This window comes from Streptomyces sp. BV286, assembly GCF_019090165.1.
Taxonomy (GTDB): Bacteria; Actinomycetota; Actinomycetes; order Streptomycetales; family Streptomycetaceae; genus Streptomyces.
The window spans coordinates 1-18357 of sequence record NZ_JAHRIB010000006.1 but is presented as its reverse complement, the minus strand read 5'-3'; the positions used below and the strand labels follow the sequence as shown (position 1 = coordinate 18357).

General features: G+C 71.8%; 14 protein-coding genes and 1 pseudogene. 11 read left to right on the top strand and 4 right to left on the bottom strand.

The annotated features are described in order from the left end of the window. Window positions 1-98: 98 nt before the first annotated feature. Window positions 99-3128, bottom strand: a complete 3030-nt coding sequence (locus KUF83_RS00900; protein ID WP_254643181.1) for a tetratricopeptide repeat protein — start codon at window positions 3126-3128, stop codon at window positions 99-101. Further along, window positions 3125-4963: an HSP90 family protein gene (locus KUF83_RS00895; protein ID WP_217452540.1), complete on the bottom strand. Its 1839-nt coding sequence runs from the start codon at window positions 4961-4963 to the stop codon at window positions 3125-3127. The genes KUF83_RS00900 and KUF83_RS00895 overlap by 4 nt, the downstream gene beginning before the upstream one ends. 164 nt (window positions 4964-5127) lie before the next feature. Here KUF83_RS00895 and recG point away from each other — a divergent pair, with 164 nt between their 5' ends. From recG to mutM, 8 genes and pseudogenes are all read left to right on the top strand, one after another. Then, window positions 5128-7338: an ATP-dependent DNA helicase RecG gene (gene recG, locus KUF83_RS00890; protein ID WP_217452539.1), complete on the top strand. Its 2211-nt coding sequence runs from the start codon at window positions 5128-5130 to the stop codon at window positions 7336-7338. A gap of 159 nt (window positions 7339-7497) precedes the next feature. Next, a pseudogene (rsmD, locus tag KUF83_RS00885) lies at window positions 7498-8094 on the top strand (16S rRNA (guanine(966)-N(2))-methyltransferase RsmD); the annotation flags it as partial. A gap of 26 nt (window positions 8095-8120) precedes the next feature. Next, window positions 8121-8600, top strand: coding sequence for a pantetheine-phosphate adenylyltransferase (coaD, locus tag KUF83_RS00880; protein WP_217452563.1), 480 nt, complete (start codon window positions 8121-8123; stop codon window positions 8598-8600). A gap of 110 nt (window positions 8601-8710) precedes the next feature. Then, window positions 8711-9790 carry an ATP synthase F0 subunit B gene (locus KUF83_RS00875; protein WP_217452537.1) on the top strand — a complete coding sequence of 360 codons (1080 nt, stop codon included), beginning with the start codon at window positions 8711-8713 and terminating at the stop codon, window positions 9788-9790. A 129-nt stretch (window positions 9791-9919) separates the two neighbouring features. Next, on the top strand, window positions 9920-10567 hold the full coding sequence (locus tag KUF83_RS00870) for a DUF177 domain-containing protein (protein WP_217452562.1): 648 nt from the start codon (window positions 9920-9922) through the stop codon (window positions 10565-10567). Between the two features lie 2 nt (window positions 10568-10569). Then, window positions 10570-10743: a 50S ribosomal protein L32 gene (gene rpmF / locus KUF83_RS00865; RefSeq protein WP_006139588.1), complete on the top strand. Its 174-nt coding sequence runs from the start codon at window positions 10570-10572 to the stop codon at window positions 10741-10743. A gap of 7 nt (window positions 10744-10750) precedes the next feature. After that, the gene (gene rnc / locus KUF83_RS00860; RefSeq protein ID WP_217452536.1) at window positions 10751-11641 is read left to right on the top strand and encodes a ribonuclease III; all 891 of its coding nucleotides are present in this window, start codon (window positions 10751-10753) and stop codon (window positions 11639-11641) included. Window positions 11642-11903: 262 nt separating this feature from the next. Further along, the gene (mutM, locus tag KUF83_RS00855; RefSeq protein WP_217452535.1) at window positions 11904-12764 is read left to right on the top strand and encodes a bifunctional DNA-formamidopyrimidine glycosylase/DNA-(apurinic or apyrimidinic site) lyase; all 861 of its coding nucleotides are present in this window, start codon (window positions 11904-11906) and stop codon (window positions 12762-12764) included. Here the strand turns inward: mutM and KUF83_RS00850 are convergent. Together KUF83_RS00850 and KUF83_RS00845 are read right to left on the bottom strand one after the other, a co-directional pair. Beyond that, window positions 12737-13126, bottom strand: coding sequence for a helix-turn-helix domain-containing protein (locus tag KUF83_RS00850; RefSeq protein ID WP_217452534.1), 390 nt, complete (start codon window positions 13124-13126; stop codon window positions 12737-12739). The genes mutM and KUF83_RS00850 overlap by 28 nt on opposite strands. A gap of 150 nt (window positions 13127-13276) precedes the next feature. Beyond that, window positions 13277-14407: a CAP domain-containing protein gene (locus tag KUF83_RS00845; RefSeq protein ID WP_217452533.1), complete on the bottom strand. Its 1131-nt coding sequence runs from the start codon at window positions 14405-14407 to the stop codon at window positions 13277-13279. A 131-nt stretch (window positions 14408-14538) separates the two neighbouring features. On the opposite strand from KUF83_RS00845, the gene KUF83_RS00840 reads away from it, so the two are divergent. From KUF83_RS00840 to KUF83_RS00830, 3 genes are all read left to right on the top strand, one after another. Then, entirely contained in the window at window positions 14539-14820 is a 282-nt protein-coding gene (locus tag KUF83_RS00840; protein WP_217452532.1) for an acylphosphatase, read from the top strand. 390 nt (window positions 14821-15210) lie between these two features. Further along, complete coding sequence (locus KUF83_RS00835; RefSeq protein WP_107021972.1) at window positions 15211-15414, top strand: hypothetical protein; 204 nt, start codon at window positions 15211-15213, stop codon at window positions 15412-15414. Window positions 15415-15630: 216 nt separating this feature from the next. Further along, a partial coding sequence (locus KUF83_RS00830; protein WP_217452531.1) for an AAA family ATPase occupies window positions 15631-18357 on the top strand: 2727 nt, incomplete at its 3' end.

Here is an 18357-nt window from a genome sequence, read left to right as displayed (position 1 = left end):
CGCGCCCGGCCACGCCGACCCGAGGCCGGGGAACGGCCCCGGCCGCGAGGCCCTTGCGACCGGCCCTGCGACCGGCGACCGGCCCCTGCGGCCGAGTGCTACGCGGCCGGCTCAGTCTCCCGCAGCAGCCGCTCCGCCTCGGCCCGGCGGGCCGCCACCGTCTCGTCCGCGTCGTCGTGCCCGGCGTACGCGGTGAGTACCGCACGCGCGCGTGCCGCCGCCCGGCCGGGATGCTCCAGGTCGGCCTCCAGCCGGCCGGCGGCGAGTTCGGCACCCGTACGGCTGTGGAGCGCGTCCTCGCCGAGCGAGAGGAAGCCGGAGACGGCCAGGGCGATGTGGCCCAGCGCCTCCTCGAACAGGGCGCGGATCGCGTCGTCGTCGGCGTCGCCGGGTACGGAACGGGCGACCAGGTCGCCGAACTGCCTGTGCGTGTGGGCGAGTTCGGTCACCAGCAGCTCGCGCGCGCCGTCGTCCTCGGGCACCGCGGCCTCGCACGCGCGGACGGCCGCGCTCATCAACTCCCTTGCCGCGTCGAGCCCGGCGGCCTCCCTGTCACCTCCGTCGTCCGTGCTGTCCGTGCTGTCCGTGCTGTCCGTGTCGTCGGAGTGGTCGGCGTCGTCGGCGCCGTTCGAGCGGTCCGCCCTCACCACGATCCAGGCGCGGGCCCGCAGCGAGCGGATCAGTCCGTGGACGTGGCCGAGGGACCGCCACAGGTCACCGGCGCGCTCGTACGCCTGCTCCGCCTCGGAATCCAGCCCGGCGTGGCCCAGGGCCTCGGCGGCGAGATGGGCGAGCATCGCGTGGTCGTGCTGCTCGGGCCACCGCCGCGCGATCTCGGCGGCCCGCAGCCAGTGTTCGGCGGCCTCACGGTGCTCGCCGAGCTCGGTGAGGCAGTCGCCGAGCCACCACCGGGTCTGCACGAGGGCCCCGTCGCCGTGCGTCCGCGCGTCCAGTTCCGGCAGCACCGACTCCAGTACCACGGCGGCCTCCGCCCATCGCCCCTGACGCAGCAGGAAGCCACCGAGCTGATGCCTGGCCCAGGCGCCCAGGGTGGCCCCCTCGCCACCCTCGTCGGCCCAGTGCGACGCCTCCAGCGCGTGGTCCGCGGCAGGCCCGAACCGTCCGGTGGCGCCCAGCGTCTCGGCCAGCTGGAGGTGCAGCTGTGCCTGGCCGGCCGCCTCCATGTAGGGCGCCCCGTGCGCCAGCGCCGCCCGGGCCGCCCGCTCGGCCGCCTCGGCGTCGCCCAGATGGCGCGCGAGCCCGGCGAGCCGCGCCTCGTACTCCACCGCGAACCACGGCAGCCCGGCCGCGACGAACGCCTCAGAGGCCCGCGTGAGCAGCTCCGCGGCCCTCTCCGCGTCCTGGGAGTGGGCCGCGAGCATCCCGAGCATGGCCTGGGCCTCGGCGGCGCGTGAGGCCACCAGGAGATCGTTCCCCGCTTCGGGCTCGGCGAGGGCCAGCAGCTCCCGGGCGGCCGTCTCCGCGGCGGCCAGGGCCCTGGAACCGTCCCCCGCCCCGTTCGTCCCGGCCGCCTCCTGCACCCGCTGCAGCAGGATGCGGGCCCGTCCCACCAGCACGGAAGCGGCCTGCCGCACCCCGGTGCCGCCCTCCGCGAAGAGCGCGAGAACCAGCTCGTACGGCTCCGAGACCGCGGCCAGCGCCTCCTTGCTCCGGCCGGACAGGGCCAGTACGTACGCGCCACGCGCGCGCGTGGCCAGCGCCTCGCCCGGGTCGCCCGCCTCCTCGTACAGCTCGGCGGCGCGGGCGAACAGCTCCACGCCCTCGGGGCCGAGGCCCATCGCCTGGTGGTCGGTCATCTCGGCGCGGTCGCGCGCGGACAGTTCCTCGTCCCCCAGCGCCTCGGCCACCGCCGCCCACGCCGTGACGGACTCCGGGTGCAGGGCCTCCGACAGCCGGCGGGCCTCGGTGAGCAGCGCGGGCAGATCCGGCCCGGTGGCGGCCGCGGGAGCCGGCACGGGCCTGACGGCAGCGGTCACGGTCCGTGCCGCACGGACACCCAGCGGCAGGCGCTCCACCAGAGGCCGCTGGTCCATGCGCCGGCGGACCCGCCCGCTCACGTACGCCGTGCCGTTGCGCTCGTCGAAGCGCCCGGCCAGGGAAAGGGCCTCCACGCGCGCGTGGGCGGCGAGTTCGCCCGCGGTCCAGGTGCGGCCGGCCGGACCCGGCACGTTCTGAGCACCGAGCCCGAGGGCGGTCAGGCGGTCCGCCAGCAGGGCGACCACGGCCAGGAAGTCCATCCGGCTGCGCGGCTCCCCACTGTCCGTGAAGTACGCGGGACGCTCCGCGAGCAGCTCCAGGGCACGTGCCTCGTTCCCGGTGAGCGTGCAGAACTCCACGTGGTCCGCGTACGCGCCGCGCATGCTCTCCATGGGGCGCACGAGCCGGAAACCGCGCAGGTGGTGGGCCCGCGCCTCGTCCAGGCGGCCGAGCCGCAGCAGGGGCAGCAGAGAGGAAGCGAGGACCGCGTGCGGTTCGTGGGCGCACGTGTACTCGCCCTCCAGGACGGGCCGCCACAGCTCCAGGGCCTCGGCGTCGGCGCCCCGCTCGGCCCGCCACCAGCCCTGGTCGTGCAGTTCACAGGCGTGGCAGTCGGCCATCCGGTCCCGGTCCGCGGCCAGCCACGCGGTGTACGCCCGCTCGGCCCGCGCCATGTCCCCGATGGACCGCGCCACCGTGAACTCGGTACTGCGGACCGCCCGTTCCGAATGCCCGGCGAGCCGGTAGCGGTGCTCCATCTCGCCGAGCCACTTCTCGATGGAGGCGAGCGGGATGTGCGGCTGGCCGAGCATGCCGGAGGACACCCACTTGAAGACCCAGTGCAGGGAGTGGGTCTCGTACTCGTCGAAGTCCTCGGGCCGTTCGTCCCACATGCGCAGCAGGCGCGCGAAGGGGACGAACATCCTGTCCTTCTCGGAGCTGTAGTTGTAGACCTTCAGCTGGTGGCCGAGCGCCTCGATCACGGCCAGCGGGATGTTCAGCTTCTCGGCCTCGGCGAGCAACTGCTCCGCGCGCGCGTTGCGGGCGGGCCCCTCCGGCTGCTCGTAGTTGTCCTGCATCGCCCGGCGCAGCGTCTCGAAGTCCATGCCTGTGTCCATGGGGCGGCTCATCGGGGGCCCTCCTCCGGGGGGTTGCTGTGGGTGGCCCACTCCAGGAGCCCGATGAACGCCCGGTTCAGGAGCGCCGAGTCCGCCGGCCGCAGCGGGCGCTGCGCCATCAGCAGGGCCTGCCCGTAGAGCGACTCCGTGGCCGTGCCGATCAGTTCGCGGTCGTCGAGCGAACTGATCCGCCGGATCAGCGGGTTCAGGTGGTTGAGCACCAGCCGCGCGCGCGGGGCGCTGCCGCGCAGGGAGCCGAGGATGCCCGCCCACAGGTCTTCGGCCTGCTCCTCGGCGTCCGCGCGGGCCTGCTCGTGGCGGGCCGACCGGTCGTCCAGGTGCAGGGCGGGCACGGACAGCGGATGGAAGGCCCGCAGGACGACATCGCACCCAAGGGGGTCGAGTTTGGCCCGCGCGGCTCCCAGGAAGGCCGACAGAGCCAGTTCCTCGGCGGGATCCACCGCGTCCAGATGCGCGGTCACCGTGTCGGCGTCCAGCTCCGCCACGACCGTCCCCGGGCGCACCGAGGGCAGCGCCTCGACGAGCTCGCTGTCGTACGTGTAGCCGCCGTTGACCACGCCCACGCCCTGCGCGGACGCGATCGGCGCGACCTGGCGGTACTCCTCCACGGTCCGCGTGAAGTGCACCACCGGGTGCCGCTGGGCGAACTCCTCCAGCGACAGACGCCCGTCGGTGGTCTCGAAGGGCAGCCACGGCAGCATCGTGCGCAGCATCTCGCTGTCGTGCCGCGCCAGGGACTTGACCCCCAGGTGGTGCACCGACAGGAAGGCGGCCAGCCGCTCCGGATCACCCGCCGCGAGCCCCGTCAGCCAGGCCCGGATCCGCTCGCCCAGCGCCTCCCGCACTCCCGCCAGGGTCTCGTCCTCGTACAGCGACTCCCTCGACGCGGTGGGCCGCAGGCTGTCCGTGTCGAGGACACAGCGCACGAAGAACGCCCAGTCGGGCAGCAGCTGTTCGGCCCGCTCGGTGAGCAGCATGCCCTTCAGGTGCACACGATGACCGGCGCGCTGGGCGGGGCTGACCGCGGACGGCAGCACGTACGCCGTCCCGCGGATCCCGGCCAGCGGTACGTTCAGCTCGATCGAGTCCAGCGGCGTGAACCCGAACAGGTCGTGGCAGTGCCGGGCCAGGGCCACCCTCCGGGTGGCGGGACTGGGGTAGGAGCGGTCCCAGGGCGCCGGAAGGTCCGTCACCGTCTCGTCGCCCACCCGGACGTCGTACGGCAGCAGCGACCCGAAGTCCCGGGCCAGCGACAGCACCCGCTCCTCGGCCAGCCAGTCCGCGGCGCCCGGGCGGGCCTCCAGGTACACGGTGGTGCCCGGTTCGGCGCGGGCCGCGTGCGGCAGCGTACGGACCGTGTAGGAGCCGTCGTCGGTCGCCGTCCACTCGACGGGCGGCGCGTCGGGCGTGCGCGCGCTGCGGCTCACCACGCGGATGCGCTCGGCGACCACGAAGCAGGCGAGCAGGCCGATGCCGAACTGGCCGAGGAAGTCGGAACGGGCCGACTCCAGGCCGTCGGCCCGCTTGGAGCTGCGGCCGATGGTCGCCAGGAGGCTGTGCACGTCGGTCTCGGTGAGCCCGATCCCGGAGTCCTCCACGCGCAGGGTGCCGCCCCCGGCGAACAGCCGCACCAGGGCAGGCGCGTCCGGCTGCTCGGCGCGGCGGGCGGTGATCGCGTCCACGGCGTTCTGCAGCAGCTCCCGCAGGTAGACCTTGGGGCTGGAGTAGAGGTGATGGGAGAGAAGGTCCACGAGGCCGCGCAGGTCGACCTGGAACGTACGAGGTGACTGGGATGCCTGAGATGACTGTGAGGTCTGGGAGTCCATACGTCGCTGCGCCGGTGGGGGGACGTGCGACGGCGCGGGGTCGGGCGGTCCCGGGACGAGATGACCGCGAACAGGGCCGGAGCGGGACATCCTAGGCCCCGAACGAGCCGTCTGACCAGCGGATTTCCGGGACGTATACGGCATTGTCAGTGCCGTGGTGTGCAATGGATCTCGTGCCCGTGCTCGAAGAACCACTGAAGAAGGTGCTCGGACCCGCCACCGCGAAGGTGATGGCCGAGCATCTCGGCCTGCACACCGTCGGCGACCTGCTGCACCACTATCCGCGCAGGTACGAGGAGCGGGGACAGCTCACCCACCTCGCCGACCTCCCTCTGGACGAGCACGCGACGGTGGTCGCCCAGGTCGCCGACGCCCGCCTGCTCACGTTCGCCTCGCCCAAGGCCCCCCGCGGCAAGGGCCAGCGCCTCGAAGTGACCATCACGGACGGCAGCGGCCAGCTCAAGCTGGTCTTCTTCGGCAACGGCGTGCACAAGCCCCACAAGGAGCTCCTGCCCGGCACCCGCGCGCTGTTCGCGGGCAAGGTCTCCGTCTTCAACCGCCGCCTCCAGCTGGCCCATCCCGCGTACGAGCTGCTGCGCGGCGACGACGAGTCGGAGACGGTGGACACCTGGGCCGGAGCTCTGATCCCGCTCTATCCCGCGACGGCCAAGCTGGAGTCCTGGAAGATCGCCAAGGCGGTGCAGACCGTACTGCCGAGCGCCCAGGAGGCCGTCGACCCGCTGCCCGACCCGCTCCGGTCCGGCCGGGGCCTGGTCTCCCTTCCCGAGGCCCTGCTGAAGATCCACCGCCCGCACACGAAGGCGGACATCGAAGACGCCCGTTCCCGCCTCAAGTGGGACGAGGCGTTCGTCCTCCAGGTGGCCCTCGCCCGCCGCCGTCACGCGGACGCCCAACTGCCCGCCGTGGCACGAAAGCCCAAGAAGGACGGACTGCTGTCCGCCTTCGACGCCAAGCTCCCCTTCACCCTCACCGAGGGCCAGCGGAAGGTCTCCAAGGAGATCTTCGACGACCTGGCCACGGACCACCCGATGCACCGGCTGCTCCAGGGAGAGGTCGGAAGCGGGAAGACGCTGGTGGCCCTCCGCGCCATGCTCGCCGTCGTCGACGCGGGCGGGCAGGCGGCGATGCTGGCGCCCACCGAGGTGCTCGCCCAGCAGCACCACAGGTCGGTCACCGAGATGATGGGTGAGCTGGCCGAGGGCGGCATGCTCGGCGGCGCCGAGGACTCCACGAAGGTGGTGCTGCTGACCGGCTCCATGGGGACGGCCGCCCGCCGTCAGGCGCTGCTGGACCTGGTCACGGGCGAGGCCGGGCTGGTCATCGGCACGCACGCGCTGATCGAGGACAAGGTGCAGTTCCACGACCTGGGGCTGGTCGTGGTGGACGAACAGCACCGCTTCGGCGTCGAGCAGCGCGACGCCCTGCGCGGCAAGGGCAAGCAGCCGCCGCACCTCCTCGTGATGACCGCCACGCCCATTCCCCGCACGGTCGCCATGACCGTCTTCGGTGACCTGGAGACCTCGGTCCTGGACCAGCTCCCCGCCGGGCGCTCACCCATCGCCAGCCATGTCGTCCCGGCGGCCGACAAGCCCCACTTCCTCTCCCGCGCGTGGGAGCGCGTCCGGGAGGAGGTCTCCAACGGACATCAGGCGTACGTCGTCTGCCCCCGCATCGGTGACGAGGACGACGACCCGAAGAAGTCCAGGAAGAAGCCGTCTCCCGAGGACGAGGCCGAGAAGCGTCCGCCCCTCGCGGTCCTCGACGTCGCCGAGCAGCTAGCGAAGGGCCCGCTCCAGGGTCTCGGGGTCGAGGTGCTCCACGGCCGTATGCCCCCGGACGACAAGGACGCGGTGATGCGCCGCTTCGCCGCGGGGCAGACGCAGGTCCTGGTCGCCACGACGGTCATCGAGGTCGGAGTGAACGTACCGAACGCGACAGCGATGGTGATCATGGACGCCGACCGGTTCGGCGTCTCCCAGCTCCACCAGTTGCGCGGCCGCGTCGGCCGTGGTTCCGCCGCGGGCCTGTGCCTCCTCGTCACCGAGATGCCGGAGGCGAGCCCGGCCCGCCAACGGCTGATGTCGGTGGCGTCCACGCTCGACGGCTTCGAGCTTTCCCGCATCGACCTCGAACAGCGGCGGGAGGGCGACGTCCTCGGCCAGGCCCAGTCCGGCGCCCGCACCTCACTGCGGATGCTCGCCGTCATCGAGGACGAGGAGATCATCGCCGAGGCCCGCGAGGAGGCGACCGCGGTGGTCACCGCCGACCCCGAGCTGGAGCACCTGCCCGGCCTGCGCACGGCCCTCCAGGCCCTGCTGGACGAGGAGAGGGAGCAGTACCTGGAAAAGGGCTGAGTGACGGGGCGGGCCGTCCGGGGCGCCCCTCCGGGCGAAAGGCCGCCTGCGCGTGCGGCTCCCGGCGGGCGCGGGCGATCGGGAAGGGCCCCGCGGCCGCCCACCACGCGAACCGTCCCCCACCTGCCAGACTGAACCCGTGACCACCCCCTCGACCAAGGACCCCAGATGACCCGCGTGATCGCCGGCACCGCCGGCGGACGACGCCTGGCAGTCCCGCCGGGCACCGGCACAAGGCCCACCTCGGACCGGGCCCGCGAGGGGCTCTTCTCCACCTGGCAGTCCCTGCTCGGCGGCCCGCTGGACGGCGACCGCGTCCTCGACCTGTACGCGGGCTCGGGCGCCGTCGGCCTGGAGGCGCTGAGCCGCGGCGCCGGACACACCCTCCTCGTGGAGGCCGACGCCCGAGCGGCCCGCACCATCCGGGAGAACGTCAAAACGCTGGGTCTGCCCGGCGCCGAGGTCAGGTCAGGCAAAGCGGAACAGATCATCCGTACCGGCGAGCCGACGGCCCCGTACGACCTGGTGTTCCTCGATCCGCCGTACGCGGTCACGGATGACGATCTTCGAGAGATTCTGCTCACACTCCGCGCCGGGGGCTGGCTCACGGGCGACGCACTCGTCACCGTTGAACGCAGTACAAGAGGCGGCGAATTCCGGTGGCCCGACGGCTTCGAGGCACTGCGATCCCGTCGTTACGGCGAGGGAACGTTTTGGTACGGTCGCGCCGCCTCTACGTGCGAAGACGCACGATGACCGGACCGGAGAGCGAGGGATCTGAAGTGCGCCGCGCCGTCTGTCCCGGGTCGTTCGACCCGATTACCAACGGACATCTCGACATCATCGCCCGAGCCTCCAAGCTGTACGACGTCGTGCACGTCGCGGTGATGATCAACCAGTCCAAGAAGGGCCTCTTCGAGATCGAGGAGCGGATCGACCTGATCCGTCAGGTCACCGCCGAATTCGGGAACGTCGAGGTGGAGGCCTTCCACGGCCTGCTCGTCGACTTCTGCAAGGAGCGCGACATCCCGGCCATCGTCAAGGGGCTGCGGGCGGTCAGCGACTTCGACTACGAGCTGCAGATGGCCCAGATGAACAACGGCCTCTCCGGTGTCGAGACCCTCTTCGTCCCGACCAACCCCACCTACAGCTTCCTCTCCTCCTCGCTGGTCAAGGAGGTCGCGACCTGGGGCGGAGACGTCTCCCACCTGGTGCCGCCGCTGGTCCTCGAAGCGCTCTCCGAGCGCCTCAGGAAGGACTGAGGAGTCCCCGTGTGCCTGACAGTCCGTCATCCGGTGTCGGGCGGGGCAGGAGTGGTCGTACAGTCGAACCGTCCGTCTCCATCACAGCTGTAGAGAGTGGCGAGCACACGGTGGACGTGCAGAAGAAGCTCGATGAGATCGTCTCGGCGGTCGGCAGCGCCCGTTCCATGCCCATGTCGGCCTCGTGCGTGGTCAACCGCGCTGAGCTCCTCTCCCTGCTCGAAGAGGTGCGCCAGGCGCTGCCGGGCTCTCTCGCCCAGGCCCAGGAGCTGATCGGCGGCCGCGAGCAGATGGTCGAGCAGGCCCGCCTGGAGGCCGAGCGGATCATCGAGTCGGCGCACGCCGAGCGCGGTTCGCTGATCTCCGACACCGAGGTCGCCCGCCGCTCGCAGAGCGAGGCCGAGCGGATCCTCGCCGAGGCCCGCAAGGAGGCCGAGGACGTCCGGGCCGAGGCCGACGAGTACGTCGACTCCAAGCTCGCCAACTTCGAGGTCGTCCTCACCAAGACCCTCGGCTCGGTCGGCCGGGGCCGCGAGAAGCTCCTCGGCACCGGACCCGGCACCGACGAGCGGGGCTACGAGGACGAGGACGCCCCCGAGCGCAGCCACGACCCGGAGACCCTGCGCCGCAACGCCGACGAGTACGTCGACGTCAAGCTCGGCGCCTTCGAGGCCGTCCTCGCCAAGACCCTGGACGCCGTCGGCCGCGGCCGCCAGAAGCTGCACGGCAGGATCGCCAGCGACGACCTGGGCGAGCTCGGCACTTTCGGGGAGGACGGGACGACGGGGCACACCACCGACGCCGAGTACCTGGAGGGCCTCGCGGAGATCGCCGAGCAGCCCGCCCGGGGCCGGCCCGCCGCCCAGCCCCAGCCCCCGGCGGTCCCGGCCCAGCAGCAGTACGCGCAGCAGGACGCCTACGCCTACCAGCAGCAGGCCACCGACCCCTACGGCTACCAGCAGCAGTACGCGCAGCAGGAGGGGTACGGCTACCAGCAGGCCGACCCGTACGCCGCCTACCCGCAGCAGGGGTACGACCAGCAGGCCGCGTACGACCAGGGCCAGCAGCAGGCCTACGCGCCGGCCCCCCAGACGCCCCAGGCGCAGGGGAACACGCTCGACGAGACCAGCCTCTTCGACACCACCATGATCAGCGCGGAGCAGCTGAGGGCGTACGAACAGGGGCGCTGACGCCGGATTGGGCCGAGAGCGAAAGGTCCAGTATCCTGGCTCTTCGGTCGCGTGTACGTCCGCGATCACCGCTGCCCTGGAACGTCGGGGGCAGTCTCCCGAGTTACTAGATCGAAAGCAGGAACGGCTCTGAACGCCCGCCTCGACCACCGCAACCCTCTCGTGTTCGACACACACGAGCTGGGGCGGCGTCCCGGTGCGCTGCAGCGCCTGACCCGTGAGATCGACGCTCCCAAGGACTTCGGTATCCAGGGAGTCATCGGAGTGCCGGAAGGCGCGCCGATGAAGCTCGAGCTCCGTCTTGAGTCGGTCATGGAAGGGGTGCTTGTCACAGGCACCGCTCGTGCACTGGCCAAGGGGGAGTGCGTAAGGTGTCTGGAGCCGATCGAGCAGCAGCTCGAAACGGATTTCCAGGAGATGTTCTCGTACCCTGACGCCGACGACCGGGGCCGTGTGAAAGCGGAGCCGGCCGACGACGCCGAGGGATCCGCAGAAGACGAGGACACGCTCTTCATCGAGGACGGCTTGTTCGACCTCGAACCAGTGCTGCGTGATGCGGTGGTGCTCGCACTGCCGATGCAGCCGGTGTGCCAGGACGACTGCCCCGGCCTGTGCTCCCAGTGCGGAGCCCGGCTCGCGGACGACCCGGACCACCACCATGACGCCGTCGACATCCGTTGGGCGGCACTGCAGGGACTCGCCGGTTCACTCGAAGATGGCGAGAAGGACGAGATCAGCGGCGCCGAAGCAGGCGTCGACGAGAAGCAGGAGAAGTAGCCGTGGCTGTTCCGAAGCGGAAGATGTCGCGCAGCAACACGCGCCACCGCCGGTCGCAGTGGAAGGCTGCGGTCCCCACCCTGGTTGCGTGCGAGCGCTGCCACGAGCCCAAGCTGCAGCACATCGCGTGCCCTGCTTGCGGCACCTACAACAAGCGCCAGGTCCTCGAGGTCTGAGCGGCTGGTGAGAGGCACTGTGTCCAGCCCCAAGAAGGCAGACGACGCCAAGGCGGACGTCAACGCCAAGAAAAAGGCGGAGAACACAGCCTCGTCCCACACGCTTCTGGAAGGGCGGCTCGGGTACAAGCTCGAGTCCGCCCTTCTGGTGCGTGCACTGACCCACCGTTCGTACGCGTACGAGAACGGCGGTCTGCCGACCAACGAGCGTCTGGAGTTCCTCGGGGACTCCGTACTCGGCCTCGTGGTCACGGACACGCTGTACCGCACCCACCCCGACCTGCCCGAAGGCCAGCTGGCCAAGTTGCGGGCCGCGGTGGTCAACTCGCGTGCGCTTGCGGAGGTGGGCCGTGAGCTCGACCTCGGCTCCTTCATCCGGCTCGGCCGGGGCGAAGAGGGCACGGGCGGCCGGGACAAGGCGTCCATCCTCGCCGACACCCTTGAAGCGGTGATCGGCGCTGTCTATCTCGACCAGGGTCTGGAATCGGCGGGCGAACTCGTCCACCGTCTCTTCGACCCGCTGATCGAGAAATCCTCGAATCTGGGCGCGGGCCTGGACTGGAAGACCAGTCTCCAGGAGCTCACGGCGACCGAAGGGCTCGGCGTTCCCGAGTACCTGGTCACCGAGACCGGCCCGGACCACGAGAAGACCTTCACAGCTGCTGCCCGCGTCGGAGGCGTCTCGTACGGCACCGGCACCGGCCGCAGCAAGAAGGAGGCCGAGCAGCAGGCCGCGGAGTCCGCCTGGCGGGCCATCCGTTCCGCCGCGGACGAGCGGGCCGCTGCTGCGGCGGCCGCCGAGGCTCAGGCCCCGACGGTTGCAGAGCCGGTCGAGCCGGTCGAGGACGAGGCGGTCGACGCCTCCTCACCGACGGCGTCCGATCCGGCTTCGGCCTGACGAACCGACCTTCGCCCGCTCCCGGTCACCGGGGGCGGGCGAAGTCGTTCACCGGCACGGAAATCGGCGGGCCGGTCCCGTGGTGGATCCGCCGCGCCCCTGTCGGCCGCGCGACCAGCCCTCACCGGTCCGCCGACGACGACGCCGCCGCCGTCGCGGGGCAGGGGTGGGCGACCCTGTCCCGCGCCCCCGGAGGTACGCTGCGGGCGCGCGCCGCAACCATGCCGCCCGCCCAATCGGCTGCCGCTCCGGAGGAGAAACCGTGCCCGAACTGCCCGAGGTCGAGGTCGTACGGCGGGGCCTCGAACGGTGGGTCAGTGGCCGGATCGTCGCGGACGTCCAGGTGCTGCACCCCCGCGCGGTACGCCGGCACATCGCCGGCGGTGAGGATTTCGGAGCCCGGCTGAAGGGCCACCGCGTCGGACTGGTCCAGCGCCGCGGCAAGTACCTCTGGCTGCCGCTCGCGGACTCCGCGACCGCCGTGCTCGCCCACCTCGGGATGAGCGGACAACTCCTCGTCCAGCCGCAGGACGCCGCAGACGAGAAGCACCTGCGCATCCGCGTCCGGTTCGCGGACGACCTCGCCACGGAACTCCGCTTCGTCGACCAACGCACCTTCGGCGGGCTCTCGTTGCACGAGACGTCGTCGGACGGGCTGCCCGACGTCATCGCGCACATCGCCCGCGACCCCCTGGACCCCTTGTTCGACGACGACGCGTTCCACGAAGCGCTGCGACGCCGGCGCACGACCGTCAAACGCGCCCTGCTCGACCAGTCGTTGATCAGCGGTGTCGGCAACATCTACGCGGACGAGGCACTGTGGCGTGCGCGGCTCCACTACGAGCGTCTCACCACCGGGTTCACGCGCCCGCGCACGGCCGAACTCCTGGGCCACGTACGGGATGTGATGAACGCGGCCCTCGCCGTCGGCGGCACCAGCTTCGACAGCCTCTACGTCAACGTGAACGGGGAGTCGGGCTACTTCGACCGCTCGCTCGACGCGTACGGCCGTGAGGGGGAACCGTGCCGGCGCTGCGGCACCGTGATGCGGCGCAGGCCCTGGATGAACCGGTCCAGCTACTTCTGCCCGCGCTGTCAGCGTCCGCCGCGCGCGGTGTCGTAGCGCTCACGCGCCCCGAGCACGTCCGCCATGCGCCCCTCCACGAAGTGGATGAGGGCCAGCAGCCGCCCGGCGACCTCGCGGCCGAGCGGCGTCAGCTCGTAGTCCACCCGCGGCGGGTTCGTCGGCTGGGCCTCCCGGTGCACCAGCCCGTCGCGCTCCAGCGCGTGCAGCGTCTGGGAGAGCATCTTCTCGCTGACGCCGTCCACACGCCGGCGCAGTTCGTTGAAGCGCAGCGAGCCCTCGTACAGCGCTCCCAGCGTGAGCGCGCCCCAGCGCCCCGTGACGTGCTCAAGGGTGCCCCGGGACGGGCACGCCCTGGAGAACACGTCGAACGCGAGGTCGGGCCGATCCGTGAGGTCCATGCCCCGAGCCTACTCCTGGACAGCGCTGTCTCATGGATTGCGCTAACCAGAATCGGGCCGACGGTCACCGGAGCCGGACCGGAGCCGGAGCCGGACACGGTTGTGCCCCGGTCCGGGGCTTCCGGGCCGGGGCACAGCCGTACGTCCTGGCTAGTAGCCGAAGTCCTGCGTCCACCAGGGGCCGCCCGACGCGAAGTGCGCGCCTACGCCCAGGGTCTTGAAGTCGCAGTTCAGGATGTTCGCGCGGTGGCCGGGGCTGTTCATCCAGGCCTCCATCACCGCGGCGGCGTCGGCCTGGCCGCGGGCGATGTTCTCTCCGCCGAGGTCCGAGACGCCGGCCTTCTCCGCGCGGTCCCAGGGCGAGGCGCCGTCCGGGTCCGTGTGGTCGAAGAAGCCCCGCGCGGCCATGTCCTCGCTGAAGGCCTCGGCCAGCGCGGCCAGCGGGCCGGACGCGGTCACCGGGCTGCAGCCGGCCTTGGCCCGCTCCTGGTTGACCAGCGTCAGGACCTGGGCCTCGGCGGTGGAGACCGTGGACGCGGCCTTCGACGATGTGGTGTCGGGTGCCTTCGTCGCAGGAGCCTTCGGGGCCGCCTGCGTCTTCGACTCCTTTACCGGAGCCTTGGTCGACGGCTTCGCCGAGGGCTTCTTCTTCTCGGTCTTCTCCGGGGCCTTCGTCGGCGAGACCGACGGGGACGCGGAGCGCTCCAGGTCGCGGCTCGTGCCCGAGTCCGCGCGGTCGTCCGCGGTGCCGTCCGTGCCGCCCTGGGTCTCCACGTCGCTCGGAGTGTCCTGGGCGCGCACCTTGTCCGCGCCGCCGCCGATCGAGAGGCTGTCGCTGCCCGGGATCAGCCCGGAGGCCACGGCGACGGCGCCCATCGCGACGGCCGCCGAGACACCGAGCAGACCGGTACGGACGGGCGTCACACCCTTCCTGCGCCGGCGCTGGCCGCGCCGGGCGCCGCGGTCGGGGGCGTAACCGTCCGAACCGTGGGCGGAGGCGTCGTCCGGCTCGAAGAGGTAGGCGTCGCTCTTCGCGTAGACGTCGCCCGTCTCGTGTATGCCGCCCGGCGAGTCGTACATCCCCGCGGTCGAGTACGGACCGCCGGTCAGGTAGTCCCCTGCGGTGCGGTGGTCACCGGCGGTGGCGTAGTCGCCCAGGCTCGCGTCGTGGCCCGAGCCGTCCGTCGCGTAGCCGCCCGTGTATGTGTCGTACGTCTGCGTGACCCCGGTGGCGCGGCCTGTGGCGGCGCGGCCGGCGGCGGAGCGTCGGTGGCGTCCCATCTCCTGGCCTTCCTCATCCTTGCGGTCAACGTTCCTCACCCGAACGAGTGAGGCTCATTGGGTCGGGACGGTACCCCATGGCGCAAGGGGGGGAAGTGTTACGAGTGCAATTGGCCGGTTAGCGTGCAGCCATGAACGAGGATGCAAGGCTGGTCGCCTGGGTACGCGGACGGGTGCAGGGTGTGGGTTTCCGCTGGTACACGCGAGCCAAGGCTTTGGAGATCGGCGGCCTGAGTGGTTTTGCTCTCAATTTGGGGGACGGACGGGTCCAGGTGGTCGCGGAGGGCCCCCGAAGTGGGTGCCAGGGGCTGCTCGACTGGCTGGCCGGAGACGACACGCCGGGCCGGGTCGACGGAGTCACTGAGATCTGGGACACGCCCCGGGGCGGCTACGAGGGCTTCGCCATCCGGTGAGATCCACTCCGCCACTCCGCTCGCGGCACCCCGGTCGTGAGCGCGGGGCGTGCGCCGGGCACCTGCCAGAGGCAGAAAGCACCTGGTGGTTGCCAAGAACCCCTTGCCGTGACAGGCTCCGCCGATAAGAATGATCTCCACGCCCCCAGGGCCCCGAAAGCGAGGCCGCGCCGCCCCTTCTCAGGCCGCGCGCCCAGGGTTGCCCCCCAATACGGGGCGTGATCGTGTTGACCGTCAAACTTTTTGGTGAGACGCTGAAAGTCCCCGCGCACCTTAGCTGTTTGGCATGTAAGAGCGGCAACACAACTCGACAGTGCCAAGCATCGCGGGTGCGATTCCCTCACGACCCACACCGCTTCGGTCGGTCATCAGTGTGGAGGACCATCCATCATGGCAAAGGCGCTTCTCGGTTACGTCGGCGGTTCCGACCCGCGACTCATTGCCGAGATGCGACGGCTCCAGCAGCGCGTCCAGGATCTGGAATCCGAGCTCGGACGGATCCAGGCCGAGAACGACGCGCTCGCGGCTGCCGCTTCTCACGACTCGCTTCTCGAGAGCATCGACGTACCCCAGGCGGAGCCTGCGCTCACCTGATCACTGAACAGCACAGTCACCACCACCAGTGAACAGGCTGCCCGTGTCAGCCGCTAACACAGTTGCAAGGGACGCTTCGGCGTCCCTTCTTTCTTGTCCCCGCGCGCTCTTTCACTCGCTCTTCACTCTCTTTAACGTCTGGTGTGCCCTGCACGTTCATGGGTGAAACCGCGCGTTCATGGAGTGAGACCGACCCGGAAGGTAGAGTCCGGCCGCGTGCACCTCAAGGCCCTGACCCTGCGTGGGTTCAAATCGTTCGCCTCGGCGACCACCCTGCGGTTCGAGCCGGGCATCACGTGTGTCGTGGGGCCCAACGGCTCGGGCAAGTCCAACGTCGTGGACGCCCTCAGCTGGGTCATGGGCGAGCAGGGCGCCAAGTCGCTGCGCGGCGGCAAGATGGAGGACGTCATCTTCGCCGGCACCACCGGGCGGCCCCCGCTCGGCCGTGCCGAGGTCTCGCTGACGATCGACAACTCCGACGGCGCGCTGCCCATCGAGTACGCCGAGGTCACCATCACGCGGATCATGTTCCGCAACGGCGGCAGCGAGTACCAGATCAACGGTGACACGTGCCGCTTGCTGGACATCCAGGAGCTGTTGTCCGACTCCGGCATCGGCCGCGAGATGCACGTCATCGTCGGGCAGGGCCAGCTCGACTCCGTCCTGCACGCCGACCCGATGGGCCGCCGCGCCTTCATCGAGGAGGCCGCGGGCGTCCTCAAGCACCGCAAGCGCAAGGAGAAGGCGCTGCGGAAGCTGGACGCGATGAAGGCCAACCTCGCGCGCGTGCAGGACCTCACGGACGAGCTGCGCCGCCAGCTGAAGCCGCTCGGACGGCAGGCGGCCGTCGCGCGCCGGGCCGCCGTGATCCAGGCCGACCTGCGGGACGCCCGCCTCCGGCTGCTCGCCGACGACCTCGTACGGCTGAGGGGCGCGCTCCGGGCCGAGGTGGCCGACGAGGCCGCCCTCAAGGAGCGCAAGGAGGCCGCCGAGGCCGAGTTGAAGAAGGCCCTGCAGCAGGAGGCGCTGCTGGAGGACGAGGTGCGGCGGCTCGCCCCGCGCCTGCAGCGGGCCCAGCAGACCTGGTACGAACTGTCGCAGCTGGCCGAGCGGGTGCGCGGGACGATCTCGCTGGCGGACGCGCGGGTGAAGAGCGCCACCGCCCAGCCGCCGGAGGAGCGGCGCGGACGCGATCCCGAGGACATGGAGCGCGAGGCCGCGCGGGTGCGGGAGCAGGAGGCCGAGCTCGAAGCGGCTCTGGAGGCGGCCGAGCACGCGCTGGGGGACACGGTCGAGCACCGGGCCGAGCTGGAGCGCGAGCTGGCGGTGGAGGAGCGGCGCCTGAAGGACGTGGCCCGGGCCATCGCCGACCGCCGCGAAGGGCTGGCCCGGCTGAACGGGCAGGTCAACGCGGCCCGTTCGCGCGCCGCCTCCGCGCAGTCCGAGATCGACCGGCTGGCCGCCGCCCGCGACGGGGCCGAGGACCGCGCGGTCGCCGCCCAGGAGGAGTACGAGCAGCTCAAGGCGGAGGTCGACGGTCTGGACGCGGGCGACGAGGAACTCGCCGCACGGCACGAGGCGGCCAGGAGCGCCCTCGCCGACGCCGAGTCCGCGCTGACCGAGGCGCGTGAGGCGGTCACCTCGGCCGAGCGCAGGCGCGCCGCCACGCACGCCCGCCGCGAGGCCCTGGCCCTGGGTCTGCGCCGCAAGGACGGTTCAGGGGCGCTGCTCGCGGCGAAGGACCGGCTGTCGGGCCTCCTCGGCCCCGCGGCCGGGCTGCTCTCGGTGACTCCCGGCCACGAGGTCGCGGTGGCGGCCGCCTTCGGCGCGGCGGCGGACGCGATCGCGGTGACCACGCCCGCCTCGGCGGCGGAGGCCATCCGCATGCTCCGCAAGCAGGACGCCGGGCGGGCGGCGCTCCTGCTCGCCGGAGCTCCAGAGCCGACGGACGCGCCGGGAGGCCCGGCTTCCTCGACCGCCGACGGGACCGGGCACGCTCCGGCGCCGGACACGCTCGCGGGGAGCCGGACATCAGGTGGCGTACACGGGTCCGGAGCCGTCGGCGTGGACGGACGTGGGGCCGGGGGTGGCGGAGGAGCCGGAAGGCCGTCCGGTGAGGGAGCCGACGAGAGGTACTCGGGGGCCGCTCCCGACGTCACCGGCACCGGCACCGGCACCGGCACTGGCACCGGCGACGGCGACGGACACGGGCAGGCGCGGGCGGACGGTCCGCCGTTCGCCGCCGATCTCGTCCGCGGCCCCTCGGACCTGATGCCTGCCGTACGGCGGCTGCTGCGGGGCATTGTCGTGGTCGGCACACTCGAGGACGCCGAGGATCTCGTCTACGCGCGGCCCTGGCTGACCGCGGTGACCGCGGAGGGGGATCTGCTCGGGGCGCACTTCGCACAGGGCGGTTCCGCCGGGGCGCCCAGTCTGCTCGAAGTGCAGGCCTCCGTCGACGAGGCGGCCGCCGAACTCGCCGAACTGAGCGTGTTGTGCGAGCAGTTGACGGAGGCGCAGCGTCACGCCACGGAGGTGCGCGGGGAACGGGTCGCTCTCGTCGAGGAGTTGGGCGAGCGGCGCCGGGCCGGTGAACGGGAGCGGTCCCAGGTCGCGCAGCAGCTCGGACGGCTGGCCGGGCAGGCGCGGGGCGCGGCGGGAGAGGCCGAGCGGAGCGCCGCGGCGGCCGCACGGGCCCAGGAAGCCCTCGACCGGGCCGTCGAAGAGGCGCAGGAGCTGGCCGAACGGCTCGCCGTCGCCGAGGAGATGCCGGTGGAGGAGGAGCCCGACACCTCCGTACGGGACCGGCTCGCGGCCGACGGCGCCAACGCGCGGCAGACCGAGATGGAGGCCCGGCTCCAGGCGCGTACGCACGAGGAACGGGTCAAGGGCCTTGCCGGGCGGGCCGATTCGCTCGACCGGGCCGCACGCGCCGAACGCGAA